Source organism: Pseudomonas saudimassiliensis, assembly GCF_000939975.1.
Taxonomy (GTDB): domain Bacteria; phylum Pseudomonadota; class Gammaproteobacteria; order Pseudomonadales; family Pseudomonadaceae; genus Halopseudomonas; species Halopseudomonas saudimassiliensis.
Window position 1 is genome coordinate 2,497,204 of sequence record NZ_LK391969.1, and the last position, 15,340, is coordinate 2,512,543.

Here is a 15,340-nt window from a genome sequence, read left to right on the forward strand (position 1 = left end):
GGGTTTGTCATCCCCGCCAGCGGCGCAGGGTAACTTCAGCGCGGCTGATTACCCAGTGAATCCAGCTGTTGCTCCAGCTGGCCCTGGTAGGGCTCATGCAGACGTTCCACGCAGAAGATGCCCGGCGGGGTCGCCAGGCGGCGGACTACCGCGCGCTCGCGGATAAGGTCAGCATTCGCCAACTCGGCATCCATCAGCACCAGGTTGCGGCTGTGCTGCAGACGGTCAAGCATCTGCGCGCAGTCCGGCGCCTGTTCGGTCAGGTCATCGGGTGCGATGTCCTGGCAGGGGGTATGGCACAGGGCGATCTGCAGATGCAGGGCAATGCCGGTGTCGGCAATCTGCACCTGCAGGTCATGACCCAATACCCGCATCAGTTCGCCGCAACACAGCGCCGCGCCAACCTGGTCGCCCTGCGCTGGGTGGAAGAACACCAGACTGGTGCCGTCCTGCAGGGTGTGCAGGTCGCCGCCACAGGCGCGGCTGGCCTGCTCCAGTTGTTCACGATAGCGTTCCAGCAGGCCCAGCAGACGCGGCCGGGGCAGGCGGTGCAGGGTGTGATGATTGCCCAGGCGGACCGCCAGCACGGTGCTGGCCGGTGCCGATGGCGCGACAGGCGTGGGGAGTTCATCAAGCTGTTCGCTCAGGCTGGCGGCGTCTGCGGCTGGCTCGGTTTCTCCCGGTTCGGCCAGAGTCGACAGCGCACTGTCCGCCGGGCTGTCAATCCGCTGCTCGGCCTGGGTATCGTCCGCCTCGTTGCTCTCCGTCAGCTTATCGTCCGTGGCCTCCAGCGTCAGTGCCGGCTGGTCATCTGCGGCCAGCGCCGGATCGACGTCGTCGGAGAGCTGCTCATCAAGGGTTTCCAACTCGACTTCCGGTTCAGGCAGCGGCTCAGGCTCCGGCTCCGGCGGCAGGTCGACGATACGGCGTTCGGCCAGGCGTCGGGCCAGGTCACCCAGCTCATCGGCGCGGCGCAGGCCCGCCGGGGGAACACCGGAATCCCCGTACCAGTTGCCCAGGCTCGCCAGTATCCGGCGCATGCCAACGCCCATCCGCCAGGCGATCAGGCTGATAATCACTGCCAGCAAGGCCAGGCTCCACAGCAACCGCTGCAGCAGGTTGGCCGCGGGGGTGACAAAGGGCCCCTTGGCCAGGCTCAGATGCAGTTGGCCGATGAGTTCGTCCTGGAAGTGCACGGCGGCGGAGAACTGTCCCTTGCCGGGGGCCAGGTTGCCGGCGGAGGGCCTGGGGCCGGCCTGGGCGATGACGCGGGCACCATCGGCAGCGGTCAGGCTGGCATGGGCAACCAGGGGGCTCTGGGCCCACTGCGCGAGGATGATGTTCAGGCTCAGGGTGTCATTGGCTGCCAGCGGGTCCGCCACCAGGGTGGCAATTTGCCGGGCCAGTTCGCCACCGGTGAGATCGGCCTGGCTGGCAATGTCACGCTGCAGCTGCAGCTTGCCAAACCAGAGCGTCAGCACCAGCATCAGCAGCAGGGGAACCAGGGCCAGCATTATCAGGGCGCCGGGCAGCTTCAGATGTTTGCTGCGCAGGGAGGCATGGCCGCGCAGGAACAGGTTGTCGGGTGAATGCGGTGTGTGTTTCAAAATGATCTCGATCGATAGGTTGGCGGCAGGAACGCGCACGGGTGACAGTATAGCCAGTCGCCAGGGGTGGAAGAAGGCGGGCGCTGGGATGATCCGGGCATTTGCGGGTAGAATAGCGAACTTTGTTTTCTGACTGGAGCGGTGCCTTGAAGGAAATTGTCCTGATCAATATTACCGGTCCCGATCGCCCCGGCCTGACGGCAGCCATCACCGGCATCCTGGCGCGGGCGAACGTCAAGATTCTTGATATCGGACAGGCTGTTATTCATGACACTTTGTCGTTCGGTATTCTCGTTGAAATGGCGGGGGAGGACGGTCTTTCTGACGTACTCAAGGACGTTTTGTTCCGCGGCTACGAATTGGACCAGCAGGTACGCTTCACGCCAGTCAGCGCCGAAGAGTACAGCCGGTGGGTCACCGGGCAGGGCAAGCCGCGGCATATCGTTACCCTGCTGGCGCGGCGGGTGACCGCTGAACATATCGCTCGGGTCAGTGAAATCACCGCCCGCTACGGCCTGAACATCGACCATATCGATCGGCTGTCCGAGCGCATCCCCGAGGGCATGCCTGCCGACCAGGGCAAGGGCTGCATCGAGTTTTCTGTGCGCGGCGAGCCAGCGGATCCGGCGGCGCTGCGGACCGAGTTCCTGGCCATCTCCCAGGAGCTGAACGTGGATATCGCCTTCCAGCAGGACAGCATCTTCCGCCGCAACCGGCGGCTGGTGGTGTTCGACATGGATTCAACCCTGATCGATGCCGAGGTGATCGACGAGCTGGCCAAGGCGGCCGGGGTCGGCGCCCAGGTAGCGGAGATTACCGAGCGGGCCATGCGTGGCGAATTGGACTTCAAGGCCAGCTTCCGTGAGCGCATGGCGTTGCTCAAGGGCTTGCCGGAAAGCGTGCTGGAAGAAATCGGCCAGTCCCTGCGCCTGACCGAGGGCGCCGAAACCCTGATCGCGCAGCTGCGCCGCCTGGGCTACAAGACCGCGATCCTCTCGGGCGGCTTCAGCTATTTTGCCGAAGGCCTGCAACAGCGCCTGGGCATCGACTACGTCTATGCCAATGCCCTGCCGACCGAGAATGGGCTGGTCACCGGTGAGGTGCGTGAGCCGATCGTTGATGGCCAGCGCAAGGCCGACCTGCTGCGGGAATTGGCGCAGCGTGAGGGCATCAGCCTGGAGCAGACCATTGCCGTCGGCGATGGCGCCAACGACCTGCCGATGCTGTCCATCGCCGGGCTGGGCGTGGCCTTCCGCGCCAAGCCGCTGGTCAAGCAGTCCGCCAAGCAGGCGATTTCCACCCTGGGCCTGGATGGCATCCTCTATCTGTTGGGATTCCGCGACCGGGAAGGCTTCTAGCCTCCGGTTATTCTCGACCCTGCGCTGGCGCGGCCTGGCCGTGCCAGCGCAGGTCCGTTCGTCAAACGGACCGAACTGTCGCCGGGCTGGCACCTCCAAATTATGACCAATAGCCTGGAGGACACCATGAACGACGAACAGAGAAAGCTCACCAACCGCCAGGGCCACCCGGTTCACAATAACCAGAGCCTGCGCAGTGTGGGCGAACGCGGCCCGGCTACGCTGGAAAACTACCAGTTCATCGAGAAGATCACCCATTTTGACCGGGAGCGTATTCCCGAGCGGGTGGTGCACGCCCGCGGCACCGCCGCCCACGGCTATTTCGAGCCCTATGGCAAGATCGGTGATGAGCCGGCCAGCAAATATACCCGGGCCAAGGTGCTGACCAAGGCTGGCACCCGTACGCCGGTGTTCCTGCGGTTCTCCACCGTTATCGGTGCCAAGGAGTCCCCCGAAACCGCCCGCGACCCGCGCGGTTTCGCCATCAAGTTCTATACCGAGGAAGGCAACTGGGACCTGGTGGGCAACAACCTGAAGATCTTTTTCATCCGGGACGCGATCAAGTTCCCCGACATGATCCATGCGTTCAAGCCCGACCCGATCAGCAATCGCCAGGAAGCTTGGCGCTTTTATGACTTCGTACAGCACCACCCCGAATCGCTGCACATGGTCACCTGGGTCAAGAGCCCCTGGGGTATTCCGGCAAACTATCGCCATATGCAGGGCTCCAGCGTCAACACCTACAAGCTGGTCAATGCCGAGGGTGAGGCGGTGCTGTGCAAGTTTTCCTTCGAGCCCAAGCAGGGGGTCAAGAACCTCACCAGCGAGCAGGCCGCGCAGATCCAGATGCACGACGTCGGCCATGCCACCCGCGACCTCTACGATGCCATCGAGCGGGGCGACTTCCCGGAGTGGGAGATGTGCGTGCAGATCATGGCCGACGGCGAGCATCCGGAACTGGACTTCGATCCGCTGGATGACACCAAACGCTGGCCGGAAGACCAGTTCCCGCTGCTGCCGGTAGGGCGCCTGGTGCTGGACCGCAACCCGTCCAATTTCTTTGCCGAAGTGGAGCAGGCGGCGTTCGGCACCGGGGTACTGGTGGACGGCATCGATTTCTCCGATGACAAGATGCTGCAGGGGCGTACCCTGTCCTATTCGGATACCCAGCGCTACCGCGTCGGTCCGAACTATCTGCAACTACCGATCAACGCACCCAAGTGCCCCTTCGCCACCAACCAGCGGGATGGGCAGATGACCTACTTCGTGGATACCGGTGGCGAGAATCCGCACGTGAACTATGAACCCAGCTCCCAGGGCGGGTTGCACGAGACGCCGTACCCCGGCAAGGAGTACAAGCAATATATCGAAGGGCACCTGGGACGCTATCAGACCACCAAGACCGACGCTGACTATACCCAGACCGGGGAGCGTTACCGTAGCTTCGAGGATTGGGAGCGCGATGACCTGATTGCCAACCTGGTGGCCGACATGAAGGAATGTCCGGAGGACATCCAGTTGCGCATGGTCTGGCATTTCAGCCAGTGCGATGAGGACTATGGCCGGCGCGTCGCCGAAGGGGCTGGGATTGATCTGGCGAAGGCGAAGGCGCTACCGCCGCTCAAGCCCCGTCCCTCCAGCTGAAGCCTACCACGCCACCGACGCCGCATTGCTCTGCAGTGCGGCGTCATTCCCCCGAAAAGTTGAAGTCCATGCTGTCTGCCGGCGGCTGCAGGTAGTCGCCCTGGATGTAATTGATCCCGGCCTGCCAGAGGGTGGGCATCATGGTGGCACTGCTCACGTTCGACACTATGGTCAGTTTGCCCTGGTTGTGCAGCGTGGCGACCATTTCCCGGAGCTGTTCCACCGCCTCGGGGGTCGACAGGTCCTGGCTGAAGGCGTCGTCGATCTTCACGTAATCCACCGGCAGATGCCGGAGTATCGCGTAGGGATTGAGCGCGCCGCCGAAGTGACTGAGGGCGATGCGCGCGTGGATCGAATGCAGTGCCTCCACCAGCACCTTGGCATGCTTGAGGTAGCTGTTGGCTTCGGCATCGTTGAACTGGAAAATCAGCACATCGGCGGATAGCCGATGTTCCTTCAGCAGGGCGGAGATCCACTGCACGATTTCCGGGTCTTGCAGGCTGGCGCTGCTCAAGCTGACCAGCAGTCGCGTATCGGCACCCTTGCTGCTGCGGTGTTCGGCCAGCCGGGTTACCGCACGGGTGATCAGCCAGCGATCGATGTCGATGGCCAGGCCTGACTCCAGGGCGGCGGCCTGGAATTCTGCATCGGGGATCTGCTCTCCCTGGCTGTTGAACAGCCGGAGAATGGTCTCGTAATGCTCGGAACTGTCGCCCCGCAGGCTGATGATGGGCTGGAACTGCAGGCTGAAACCATCGGTTTTCAGGGTATGGCGGATCAGGGCAATAAGGTTGCCGCGGTTGGCCAACTGCTCCAGCTCCTCCAGCGGGTTGAATACCTTGATGGCATTGCCGCCGGCCTGGCTGACCTGTTCGGCCAGACGATGGGCGCGTTCGATCGCCAGGGTCGGTTCCGGATGGGTTTCGCTGATACAGGCGACACCGATGCTGGTGGTGATCTGGATGGTCCGGCCATTGGCCTCGAACAGGTGGCCTTCGATCTGTCGTAGCAGATTGCCGAGCGCCGCGGTGACCGCATCCGGCTCCTTGCCTTCGATCAGCACGCTGCAGGCGTCGTCACTGAACCGGGCCAGTAACGTGCCTTCGGGGAAGAACTGCCGCAGTATTTGCGCCAGATCAGCCAGGATCAGGTCGGCACCGCCGATGCCGATCTCGCTTTGCAGGCTGTTGAAGTTATCGATACTCAGGTAGGCCAGGGTGCTGGGCTGGCTGTTGTGCACTGCCTGCTCGCTGATGCCGTCGAGCTGCTCCTGGAACCAGGAGCGGTTGAACAGCCCCGTGACCAGGTCATGGCTGGCCATGGCCTTGAGCTTTTCCTCGAACTCGGCGCTGGCGGTTTCGGCGCGGATAACCACCTGGGTGCAGGGCTCGCCGTCGTAATTGGCCGGCGAGAAGCTGAGCATGATCGGAAACTCCTTCCCCTCGCTGTCCCTGGCGGTGCAGCGCAATTCGCTCTGGTCGCCCCGGCTGGCGTAATGGCGGAGGAAGTCCTTGAACGTCTCCTGGTCCCTGGTAGCGATCAGGCCAACCATGGGTTCGGCCGCCAGGTCGTCCGCGTCATCGTAACCGAACAGCTGGCTGTAGGCGCGGTTGGCATAGATGTGCATGCCGTCGAGCACATAGGCTATGGCGTCCACCGAACTGTCCAGCAGCAGCTGGCAGCGCTTTTCCGTTTCGCGCAGGGCCTGCTCGGCGATGCGCCGCTGGCGGCGGGCAGACAGGTTGGTCAGTTCACGCTTGACCACCAGGGTAAGCAGGCTTTCGGCAGCCGCTGGCACAGTATCCTGCATGCCGGAACGCATCGCCAGAAGGCGAGCGTCGGTATCGACCTGCTCGGCGAGCATGATGAACGGGATATCGTGGGCCTGGCTGATGAGTTGGCAGGCTTCCTGCGCCGTTATGTAACTGGTTTCGGGGCAGGACAGGCACAGATCCCAGGTCTGCTGCAGGGATTCCTGCAGATCTTCCCGGGAGGTGACACGGTGCGCGCGGGTGGCGTGCCCGGCGTTGCGCAAAATGCTTACCAGCCGCTCCGCATGATTCTGCGAGTCGTCCAGTATCAGTAATCGTATGGCGTGTGCGTCGGTGCCCATGCTAATCCATCACGTCCCAAACGGCCGTCCTTGAGATCCAAGTAGCTGAATCTACAGAGACTTCCATAGTGAGTCAAAGTCGTCGTCGGTGGCGATGGCAAAACTCGTGCTGTCCGTCTCGCTTTTGCCACCTGCCTTGTCAATCTGCCCGATCACCTGGTGGGTGAACTGGCTGAAGCTGCCGGTGGTCATGACTCGGTCGACCAGCAGGGCGCGCTGCTCCTGGCCGCCCAGGCACAGCATGACACGGCTGTTGACCTGGAACGGCAGGCGTGGGGTGATCAGGGTTGGCGGTCTGTCGAGGGCCGTCACTTCCGGTAGCAGCAGGGCTCGCAGGTAACGGCTCGGTTGCTCGGCCTTGCGCAGCAGCTTGATCGCGCAGGGGGAGCAGTGGGGTGCAATAAGCTCAATGCCCATCTGCGTGCCGCCGCCACGTACCTGACGGATCCAGCGCACCACTGCGAGGCTCCAGCCTTGGTCGCTCTGCTCCTGTACGCCAAGCAGTTCACCAGCTTGCAGCTGCTTGGGCACTTCCCGAGGCCAGGTCAGGCAGAAGCCCCCTGGGCTGTGGTTGACGATCCGCAGGCTGTGCACCGGGTAGTTCTCGGCGTTCTCTTCATCGCTGGGTTCGTTGGTGGTGTGGTAGTTGATCTTTTCCACATCCGGCGCCCACTCGATGTCTTTGTCGCCATCAAAGGCGTTGCTCCACCCCTCCTGGGCGGCCCGGCGGGCGGCATCGGAGAAGGGGTTGGTGTCCTCGGCGTTCATGAACTGCGAGAAGCTCTGGCCGGCGATCTGGAAATGCGTGGCGCTCATGCCGATGGTCACCCGCAGTTCGCCCTGGCCGGGCATGCGATTGAAGGTGCGCTCGGCCAGGTCGCCCCAGGATTGGCTCAGATGCTGCAGCAGCTCCACACCCAGCCCTTCCGGTACCCGCAGGCGCTGGCGGGCGCCGTCATTATCCAGCAGGTAGTGCTTGATGGTCTCGACCAGTTGACGGGTATCCAGGCCGAGGCTGCCGGTCAGGTCTTCATCCAGCACCAGCGAGCGATAGCGCGGCGGGCAATCCATGTCCAGGTTGATGATGAACAGCCCATCCGGGGAGTCCGGCTCGACCAACTGGACCAGCCCGCTCCATTCCTCGAGAATCGCGAACAGCTTGGCCATGGCGCTCTGGCGAATCTGGTTCGGCCGCGCGGCGCCCATCAGCAGCACCGCAAGGTAGGCTCGCTCGATACTGAGTGCCTTGCCGTCCACAGTCTCAGGGTCCTTGATGGCATTCAGGTGCAGATTGCGGGTGCGGGCGGCCAGGTAGAGCTGGTGGATTTCCAGCCAGGTGCCGTCGGATACCGGGCAATACAGCTGGTAGGCACGCAGCAACGGACCGCTGAGGGCGCGGATGGCACGCTGGATTGCGAGCGACATCAGCTCGCCACGGTCACGTGACTTGATACTGTCCGCCTGGGCGACCACGATCTTGTACCCATTGGCGAGGTGGTTCTGCAGCGACTGGGACAGGTTGGCCACCTTGCGTGGGCGGTCCTCCAGCACGATGGATTGACCCAAGTAGTAGCGCGCCAGCGCAGAACACACGTAATGCACGCCGGGGCGGATCCGCTCCAGCATGGCCAGACGCTTGTCCGGGGCAATCTGCAACTGATTGAGTTCGGTCAACCCGTGGTAGAGCTGCCGGGCGGTTTCGCCAATATTGGCCTTGGGCAGCTCGGCAATCCAGTCGATGATGCCCTTTTCGCTGCTCTCGGCAAACGACAAGGTGGTGAGGGTCTGCTCAGGCAGCCGCAGAGTCAGGGTACGCGCCGTGTTATCCATAACGTTTTTCTTCCGTTGCAGCCCCTTGAGGCTAAATCGAGAACGAATCAATCTGGAGTCCCATACATGCGTCACACCCTGATGATTTTAGAGAATCTCTGACCACAATGTAGCAGTTGGCCCCGCCCCAAGCGAAGGGGCGGGCGGCGCGCCTGCTATTGATCGGTCAACGTGGCTGGCAGCGGTGTCTTGCTCGACGCCCCGGCAATCTCCCTCACCAGACGCGGCACCAGGAAACCCGGCAGTCGCGCCAGCATCTCCCCGCACAAGCGTTTGGCAATCTCATCGTCCACATGGAAATGCTGCGCTCCCTGCACATGATCCAATACGTGGAGATAATAGGGCAAAACGCCATTGTCGCCTAGCGCTTCGCTGAGGGCGACCTGCGCCTCGATGCTGTCGTTGACGTCCTTGAGCAATACCGCCTGGTTGAGCAGTATGACCCCGGCGCGCCGCAGCGTCTGGATGGCGTCGCCCAGCGTACCATCGAGTTCGTTGGCGTGGTTGCAGTGCAGGACCATGGTCACCGGCAGCCGGGTACCGCACAGTGCATCGATCAGCTCGGCGGTGACCCGCTGGGGGATAACCACCGGCAGGCGGGTGTGCACCCGCAGTCGGCGTACGTGGCGGATATCGGCAATTTCCCGAGTCAGCCAGGCCAGGCGCTTGTCACTGGCAGCGAGGGGGTCACCGCCGCTGTAGATCACCTCGGCGATGCTGTCATCCTCACGGATATAATCCAGTGCCTGGCGCCACTGCGCGGTGCTCAGGTTGTTGTCCTCATAGGGGAAGTGCCGGCGGAAGCAGTACCGGCAATTGACCGCGCAGCCGCCGCTGACCACCAGCAACAGCCGTCCGTGGTACTTGTGGATGATGCCGGGGCGGGCATTGGTCTGCTGTTCACCGAGGGGGTCGAGAACGAAACCCGGCTGGGCCAGCAGTTCGTCGCCCACCGGCAGAACCTGGCGCAGCAGGGGATCTGTTGGGTCACCCCGGCGCATGCGGCTGAGGTAGGGTTCGGGTACGCGCAGGGTAAAGCTGGCACTGGCGGCGCGGGCCGGGCCGAGCAGGCCAGGATCCAGATCGAGGCGGCTGAGGAGTACCTGCGGGTCGGTAATGCTGCCAGCCAGCAGGCTTTGCCAGTTGACAGACTCAACAGGCGCTAAAGATCCATGTATCATTGGCGTTTTTCCGCGCATGGGTGACAGGGGCATCCGTCGGGCGTTGCAGGCAACGTCAGGCAGCAACCATCGGTCGGCGCGATTTCGGATGTATCCGTTCAAACTGTAAGTGGGAAATCTATGGCCAACTATTCTACCAACGAATTCAAGCCGGGTCTTAAAGTGATGCTCGACGGTGATCCCTGTGCGATCCTCGAAAACGAGTACGTCAAGCCGGGCAAGGGACAGGCCTTCAACCGGGTCAAGGTGCGCAACCTGAAGACCGGCCGGGTCAACGAGCGGACCTTCAAGTCGGGTGATTCCCTGGAAGGCGCCGATGTGATGGACCGGGAAATGGAGTACCTGTACGCCGACGGCGAATTCTGGCACTTCATGGCCACCGATGGCTCCTTCGAGCAGTACGGCGCCGACGAGAAGGCCGTGGGCGACACCGCCAATTGGCTGAAAGAGCAGGTCATCTACACCGTCACCCTGTACAACGGTGCGCCGATTGCCATCACCCCGCCGAACTTCGTCGAACTGGAAGTGGTCGAGACCGATCCGGGTGTGCGCGGTGATACCTCCGGCGGCGGCAACAAGCCGGCCAAACTGGTCACCGGTGCGGTGGTCAAGGTACCGCTGTTCATCAACGTCGGCGACGTGCTCAAGGTCGATACCCGCACGGGTGACTACGTCGGTCGCGCCTGATTCCAGGCTGCAGCGGCAAGTGAAACCGGGGCCTGGCCCCGGTTTTTCGTTTCTACGGGAGACAACATGAGCGACTGGCAACCCACGGCGCCCCTGGACAATCTGCGCAAGCGGGCGGACATCATCAATGGCATCCGCCGGTTCTTCACCGAGCGCGCGGTGCTCGAAGTCGAAACCCCGAGCCTGTCCAGCGCGGCGGTCAGCGACCCCCACCTCTTCCCCTTCGCTACCGATTACGTGCCTGAAGGCGGCGGGGCGGCCCAGCGACTGTTCCTGCATACCTCCCCCGAATACCCCATGAAGCGCCTGCTGGCGGCGGGCAGCGGCTGCATCTGGCAGCTGTGCCGGGTTTACCGCAACGGCGAGACCGGCGGCCGGCACAACCCCGAATTCAGCATGCTGGAGTGGTACCGCATCGGCTTTGACCATCACCAGTTGATGGATGAGGTCGATGACCTGGTCGTGTCACTGCTGGGCACCGAGCGGTCGCGGCGGGTGACCTATGCCGCGCTGTTCGAAGAGTATCTGCAGGTCGACATCCATACCGCGGCGCAGGCCGAGCTGGCGCGCCTGGGCCGGGAACGCTGTGATTTCCAGGGTGAGCTGGACCGGGACGGCTGGCTGAACCTGCTGTTCTCCCACTGCATCGAGCCGCAGCTGCAGCAGCCGACCATGGTCTATGCCTTCCCTGCCTCACAGGCGGCGCTGGCCCGAGTCGTCACGGGTGATGATCGGGTGCCCAGTGCCGCGCGCTTCGAATTGTTCATCCACGGCATGGAGCTGGCCAACGGTTATTTCGAGCTGACTGACGCCGCTGAGCAGGCCCGCCGGTTTGCCGCGGACCAGCGGCAGCGTGAAGCCCTGGACCGGCCGGTATTGCCGATCGATACCCGGCTGCTGGACGGATTGCAGGAGGGCCTGCCGGAATGCGCGGGCGTTGCGCTGGGCGTCGACCGGCTGGTGATGCTGGCGGTGGGCGCCAGCCGGATCGACGAGGTCATCGCCTTTCCCTTTTCCCGTGCCTGACAGCACAGCGCCCCGACGGGACGGGGCGCTGTGCTGGTATTCGGCAAGCCGACTCAGACGCCGGTGTCGAGCTGCTCACCCATTTTCTGCCCCATCCGCACCAGGCTGCCGGCGGTCAGGTGTTCGTCCCAACGGGCGCGTCCGGGCGCGAACAGCACGATGGCCGTGGAGCCAAGTTTGAAGCGGCCCATTTCCGCGCCGCGCTCCAGGGTCGGGGCGCTGCGGCCGTAGGCTTCGCTGCGCAGTTCCCGTTGCGGCGGCGCGACCAATCCGGCCCAGACGGTTTCTACCGAGGCGACAATCATGGCCCCGACCAGCACGACGGCCATGGGGCCGGCGTCGGTATCGAACAGGCAGACCACCCGCTCGTTACGGGCAAACAGCTCAGGCACGTTTTCCGCTGTGGTCTGGTTCACGGAAAACAGCTTGCCCGGTACGTAGATCATCTCGCGCAGGGTACCGCCCAGGGGCATGTGCACCCGGTGGTAGTCGCTGGGTGAGAGATATACGGTGGCAAACTCGCCACCCTGGAATTGTTCGGCATGGGCGGGGTTGCCGCCAAGCAGTTCCAGCACGCTGAAGCTCTGGCCCTTGGCCTGGAAAATGCGGCCGTGTTCGATGCGACCCAGCTGGCTGATGGCGCCATCCGCCGGACACAGGATGCTCTGCTCGCCGGGGTCCAGCGGCCGGGCATCGGGCAGCAGCGCGCGGGTAAAGAAATCATTGAAACAGCGGTAGGCGAGGGGATCGGACTCCACCGCCTGGCTCATATCCACCTGGTAGCGCTTTACGAACCAGGTGATGAAGGGATTTTTTACCCAGTCCCAGGTGCAGTTGGCCAGCCCGCCAGCCAGGCGGGACAGCAGTTGTTGGGGGAGCAGGTATTGGGACAGGATGAACAGACGATCGCGCATGCGGTGGGTCTCAGGAATCAATGGGTGTATCGGGATGGTTGCCCCACTCGGCCCAGGAGCCGGCGTAGGCCTTCACCCGGGGGTAGCCAAGAATCTTCGCCGCCAGGTAGGTAAAGCCGGAGCGGTGGTGGGTCTGGCAATGGGTGACCACATCCCGGTCAGGGGTGATACCCAGTGCCTGCAGTTGTTCGGCCAGGTCGCTACGCAGACGCAGTCCGCGTTGCGGGTCCATGCCGGCGGTCCATTCGAAATTGACGGCGCCGGGAATGTGCCCGCCGCGGGCGGTCAGCACCTTCTCCCCGCGGTGTTCAGCGGGTGAGCGGGCATCCCAGATCACCCGCTCGGGGTTGTGCAAGTCGGCCAGCAGCTCCTCCCGGGTAATGCTGTGCTCCGGGTTGACGGTCAGGCTCGGTAGGGTCGGCTCGGCCTGATTCACCTGCTGCTCCAGAGGACGCCCTTCGGCCTGCCAGGCCTTCAGGCCACCATTGAGATAGCTGTAGCGGTGATGGCCGATGCTGTCCAGGATCCAGATGAAGCGTCCCGCCCAGCCGCCGCCTTCATCATCGTAGACGATGTAGTGCAGGTCGCTGTGGTGGCCAAGCGCGCCGAAGATCTGCTGCAGGCTGGTCACATCGGGCAACAGTCCGGGTATCGGCGCGGGGCTGGTAATGCTGCCCGGGGGCAGGTGCACGGCGCCGGGAATGTGGCCGGCCAGGTATTGGTCGGACTTGCTCAGGTCGACCAGGCGGAACGTCGCCTGATCAAGCGATTCCGGCAATTGGTCGGGCTCAAGCAGCAGTGGCAACGGGGATGTGGATAGGCTCATGGTGCGAATCTCTTCTCGTGGTTGAGGCCATTATACAGAGCATGGCCGGGAAAGCCGGATTCGGCTGGCCGCGCCGAGGCGATGAACGGCGGCAACCCGCGCGAATTGCCCTTCAGGATCCGCAGGCCGTTGCCGATATAGCCCGGTATGATGGTGGGTGTCGGTGCGCCGAGGCGCTGGGTCGAGTGTAGGGATTGCGGGGCATATGCTGAAAATTGCGGGTTATCTGGTTGTTATCCTCAGCGTGTTTGGTGGGTTCATGCTGTCGGGCGGGGCGCTGGCGGCGCTCTGGCATCCCTTCGAGATTGTCATAATTGGCGGTGCGGCCCTGGGTATCTTCCTGATTGCCAATAGCCTGTCGACGGTCAAGAAGGTGTTCGGCAAGATCCCGGTCATTTTCTTCGGCCATCGTTTCAACAAGCCCTTCTATCTGGATGTGCTCGGGGTGCTCTATGAAATCCTCAACAAGAGCCGGCGTGAAGGCATGATGGCGATCGAGGGGGATATCGAGGAACCCCAGGAAAGTCCGATTTTCAGCAAGTACCCGGCGATCCTCAAGGATGCGCACATGACCGCGTTCATCTGCGACTACCTGCGAATCATGTCCACCGGCACCATGGCGCCCCATGAGCTGGAAGCGCTGTTCGATGTGGAGATTTCCAGCCTGACCGAAGAGTTGAGCGAGCCGGCCCATGCGCTGAACCGCATCGCCGATGCCCTGCCGGGCTTCGGTATCGTCGCCGCGGTACTGGGCATCGTCATTACCATGAGCATCCTCGGTGAGGCCGATAACGCCATGATCGGCGAGAAGGTCGGCACCGCGCTGGTGGGCACCTTCCTGGGTATCCTGGCGGCGTACGGATTCGTCGGGCCCTTCAGTACGGCGGTGCAGCATGACGCCAACGAGGAGGCCAATACCTACGAGGCAATCAAGATGTGCCTGGTTGCCAGCGCCCAGGGCCTGCCGCCGGCGCTGGCGGTGGAATTCGGCCGCAAGGCGCTGCTGCCGGATCAGCGGCCGAGCTTTGCGGAGCTGGAAGCCTCGGTCAAAGGGCGCTGAGTCGTGAACAATACCCAGCCCATCATCGTCAAGCGCATCAGCCGCAAGGCTGAGGGCCACCACGGCGGTTCCTGGAAGATCGCCTTCGCCGACTTCGCCATTGCCATGATGGCGTTCTTTCTGGTGATGTGGCTGGTCACCGTGGCAACGCCGGAACAGCTGAAGCTGGTCTCTGCCTATTTCAAGGACCCGATCAACTTCGATGGCGGCAGCCCGCACCCGATCGACCTGGGCGGCTCACCGACACCGGCCCCTCAACGCACGCTCAACGAGCTGGAGACCGGCCAGCAGCCATTGCCCGAACCAGCGGAGCAGCCCGAGTCGATCGAGCAACTGGATCCAATGATGTCGACGCCGCCGGAAGTGGACGAGCCGCCGGACAAGATGGAGTTGCGGGAGCTGGACCTGCTGTTGCAGGAACTGCAGAACAAGATCGATACCGAGCCGGTTCTCCAGCGCTTTCGTGACCAGATCCTCATGGAGTTTACCCTGGAGGGGTTGCGCATCCAGATCGTCGACGCGGAAAACCGACCCATGTTCGCCAGCGGCAGTCCTGAACTGCAGCCCTATTTCGAGGAAATCCTGCTGACCCTGACCGACACCATCGCCAAGGTGCCGAAGAAGATCAGCATCAGCGGCCATACCGACGCCCGGCCCTACGTGGGGCGCCGCGATTATGGCAACTGGGAGCTGTCCACCCAGCGCGCCAATGCGGCGCGGCGCACGCTGCTCACCGCTGGCTACCCCGAGCAGCAGGTGGCCCGGGTAGTCGGTTATGCCGATGCGGCGTTGTTCGATGCCAGCGAGCCGCTCAACCCGATCAACCGGCGTATCGAAATCGTGGTGATGAACAAGCGCGCTGAGCAGGATGTCCTGCGCCAGGGCGGCGGCGAGCGCCAGCAGGGCGGGGCGGCTACCGAGCCGACCGTTACGCCGGCTGCTACCGCAACCGAAGCTGAGTTGCCGGAAGGGGAGTCAGCAATAGCACAGCCGGAGCCAGGGCTGGCGCCGGCCCGAGGCGCCAGCCGCCGCGCGCCCGCGCAACCTGTTCGATGACAGCAGCCAGCCCCTGGAGTTGAATCTGCAGTAAGGCT

Annotated in this window: 12 protein-coding genes; 6 read left to right on the top strand and 6 right to left on the bottom strand. The window is 63.2% G+C overall.

Annotation, left to right across the window (positions count from 1 at the left end; all coding sequences use genetic code 11):
• Positions 1-35 precede the first annotated feature (35 nt).
• Positions 36-1,607: a hypothetical protein gene (locus VG99_RS11485; protein WP_044500083.1), complete on the bottom strand. Its 1,572-nt coding sequence runs from the start codon at positions 1,605-1,607 to the stop codon at positions 36-38.
• Positions 1,608-1,753: 146 nt separating this feature from the next.
• On the opposite strand from VG99_RS11485, the gene serB reads away from it, so the two are divergent.
• Both serB and VG99_RS11495 read left to right on the top strand, forming a co-directional pair.
• Positions 1,754-2,965 carry a phosphoserine phosphatase SerB gene (serB, locus tag VG99_RS11490; protein WP_044500084.1) on the top strand — a complete coding sequence of 404 codons (1,212 nt, stop codon included), beginning with the start codon at positions 1,754-1,756 and terminating at the stop codon, positions 2,963-2,965.
• Positions 2,966-3,091: 126 nt separating this feature from the next.
• The gene (locus VG99_RS11495; protein WP_044501613.1) at positions 3,092-4,609 is read left to right on the top strand and encodes a catalase; all 1,518 of its coding nucleotides are present in this window, start codon (positions 3,092-3,094) and stop codon (positions 4,607-4,609) included.
• 43 nt (positions 4,610-4,652) lie between these two features.
• Here VG99_RS11495 and VG99_RS11500 read toward each other — a convergent pair whose 3' ends face one another.
• From VG99_RS11500 to epmB, 3 genes are all read right to left on the bottom strand, one after another.
• Positions 4,653-6,722: an EAL domain-containing response regulator gene (locus tag VG99_RS11500; protein WP_044500089.1), complete on the bottom strand. Its 2,070-nt coding sequence runs from the start codon at positions 6,720-6,722 to the stop codon at positions 4,653-4,655.
• A 51-nt stretch (positions 6,723-6,773) separates the two neighbouring features.
• Entirely contained in the window at positions 6,774-8,552 is a 1,779-nt protein-coding gene (locus VG99_RS11505) for a hypothetical protein (RefSeq protein ID WP_044500091.1), read from the bottom strand.
• A 155-nt stretch (positions 8,553-8,707) separates the two neighbouring features.
• Complete coding sequence (epmB, locus tag VG99_RS11510; protein ID WP_044500093.1) at positions 8,708-9,733, bottom strand: EF-P beta-lysylation protein EpmB; 1,026 nt, start codon at positions 9,731-9,733, stop codon at positions 8,708-8,710.
• Positions 9,734-9,853: 120 nt separating this feature from the next.
• On the opposite strand from epmB, the gene efp reads away from it, so the two are divergent.
• Together efp and epmA are read left to right on the top strand one after the other, a co-directional pair.
• A complete protein-coding gene (gene efp / locus VG99_RS11515; protein WP_044500095.1) occupies positions 9,854-10,420 on the top strand; it encodes an elongation factor P in 567 nt (188 codons plus the stop codon).
• A 66-nt stretch (positions 10,421-10,486) separates the two neighbouring features.
• Complete coding sequence (gene epmA / locus VG99_RS11520; protein WP_044500097.1) at positions 10,487-11,446, top strand: elongation factor P--(R)-beta-lysine ligase; 960 nt, start codon at positions 10,487-10,489, stop codon at positions 11,444-11,446.
• A 53-nt stretch (positions 11,447-11,499) separates the two neighbouring features.
• Here the strand turns inward: epmA and asd are convergent, their stop codons facing one another.
• Both asd and VG99_RS11530 read right to left on the bottom strand, forming a co-directional pair.
• Positions 11,500-12,360: an archaetidylserine decarboxylase gene (gene asd / locus VG99_RS11525; RefSeq protein WP_044500098.1), complete on the bottom strand. Its 861-nt coding sequence runs from the start codon at positions 12,358-12,360 to the stop codon at positions 11,500-11,502.
• A gap of 10 nt (positions 12,361-12,370) precedes the next feature.
• Positions 12,371-13,186: a rhodanese-like domain-containing protein gene (locus tag VG99_RS11530; protein ID WP_044500099.1), complete on the bottom strand. Its 816-nt coding sequence runs from the start codon at positions 13,184-13,186 to the stop codon at positions 12,371-12,373.
• A 205-nt stretch (positions 13,187-13,391) separates the two neighbouring features.
• On the opposite strand from VG99_RS11530, the gene motA reads away from it, so the two are divergent.
• Both motA and motB read left to right on the top strand, forming a co-directional pair.
• Complete coding sequence (gene motA / locus VG99_RS11535) at positions 13,392-14,246, top strand: flagellar motor stator protein MotA (protein WP_044500101.1); 855 nt, start codon at positions 13,392-13,394, stop codon at positions 14,244-14,246.
• 3 nt (positions 14,247-14,249) lie between these two features.
• The gene (gene motB, locus VG99_RS11540; RefSeq protein WP_044500102.1) at positions 14,250-15,302 is read left to right on the top strand and encodes a flagellar motor protein MotB; all 1,053 of its coding nucleotides are present in this window, start codon (positions 14,250-14,252) and stop codon (positions 15,300-15,302) included.
• Positions 15,303-15,340 lie beyond the last annotated feature (38 nt).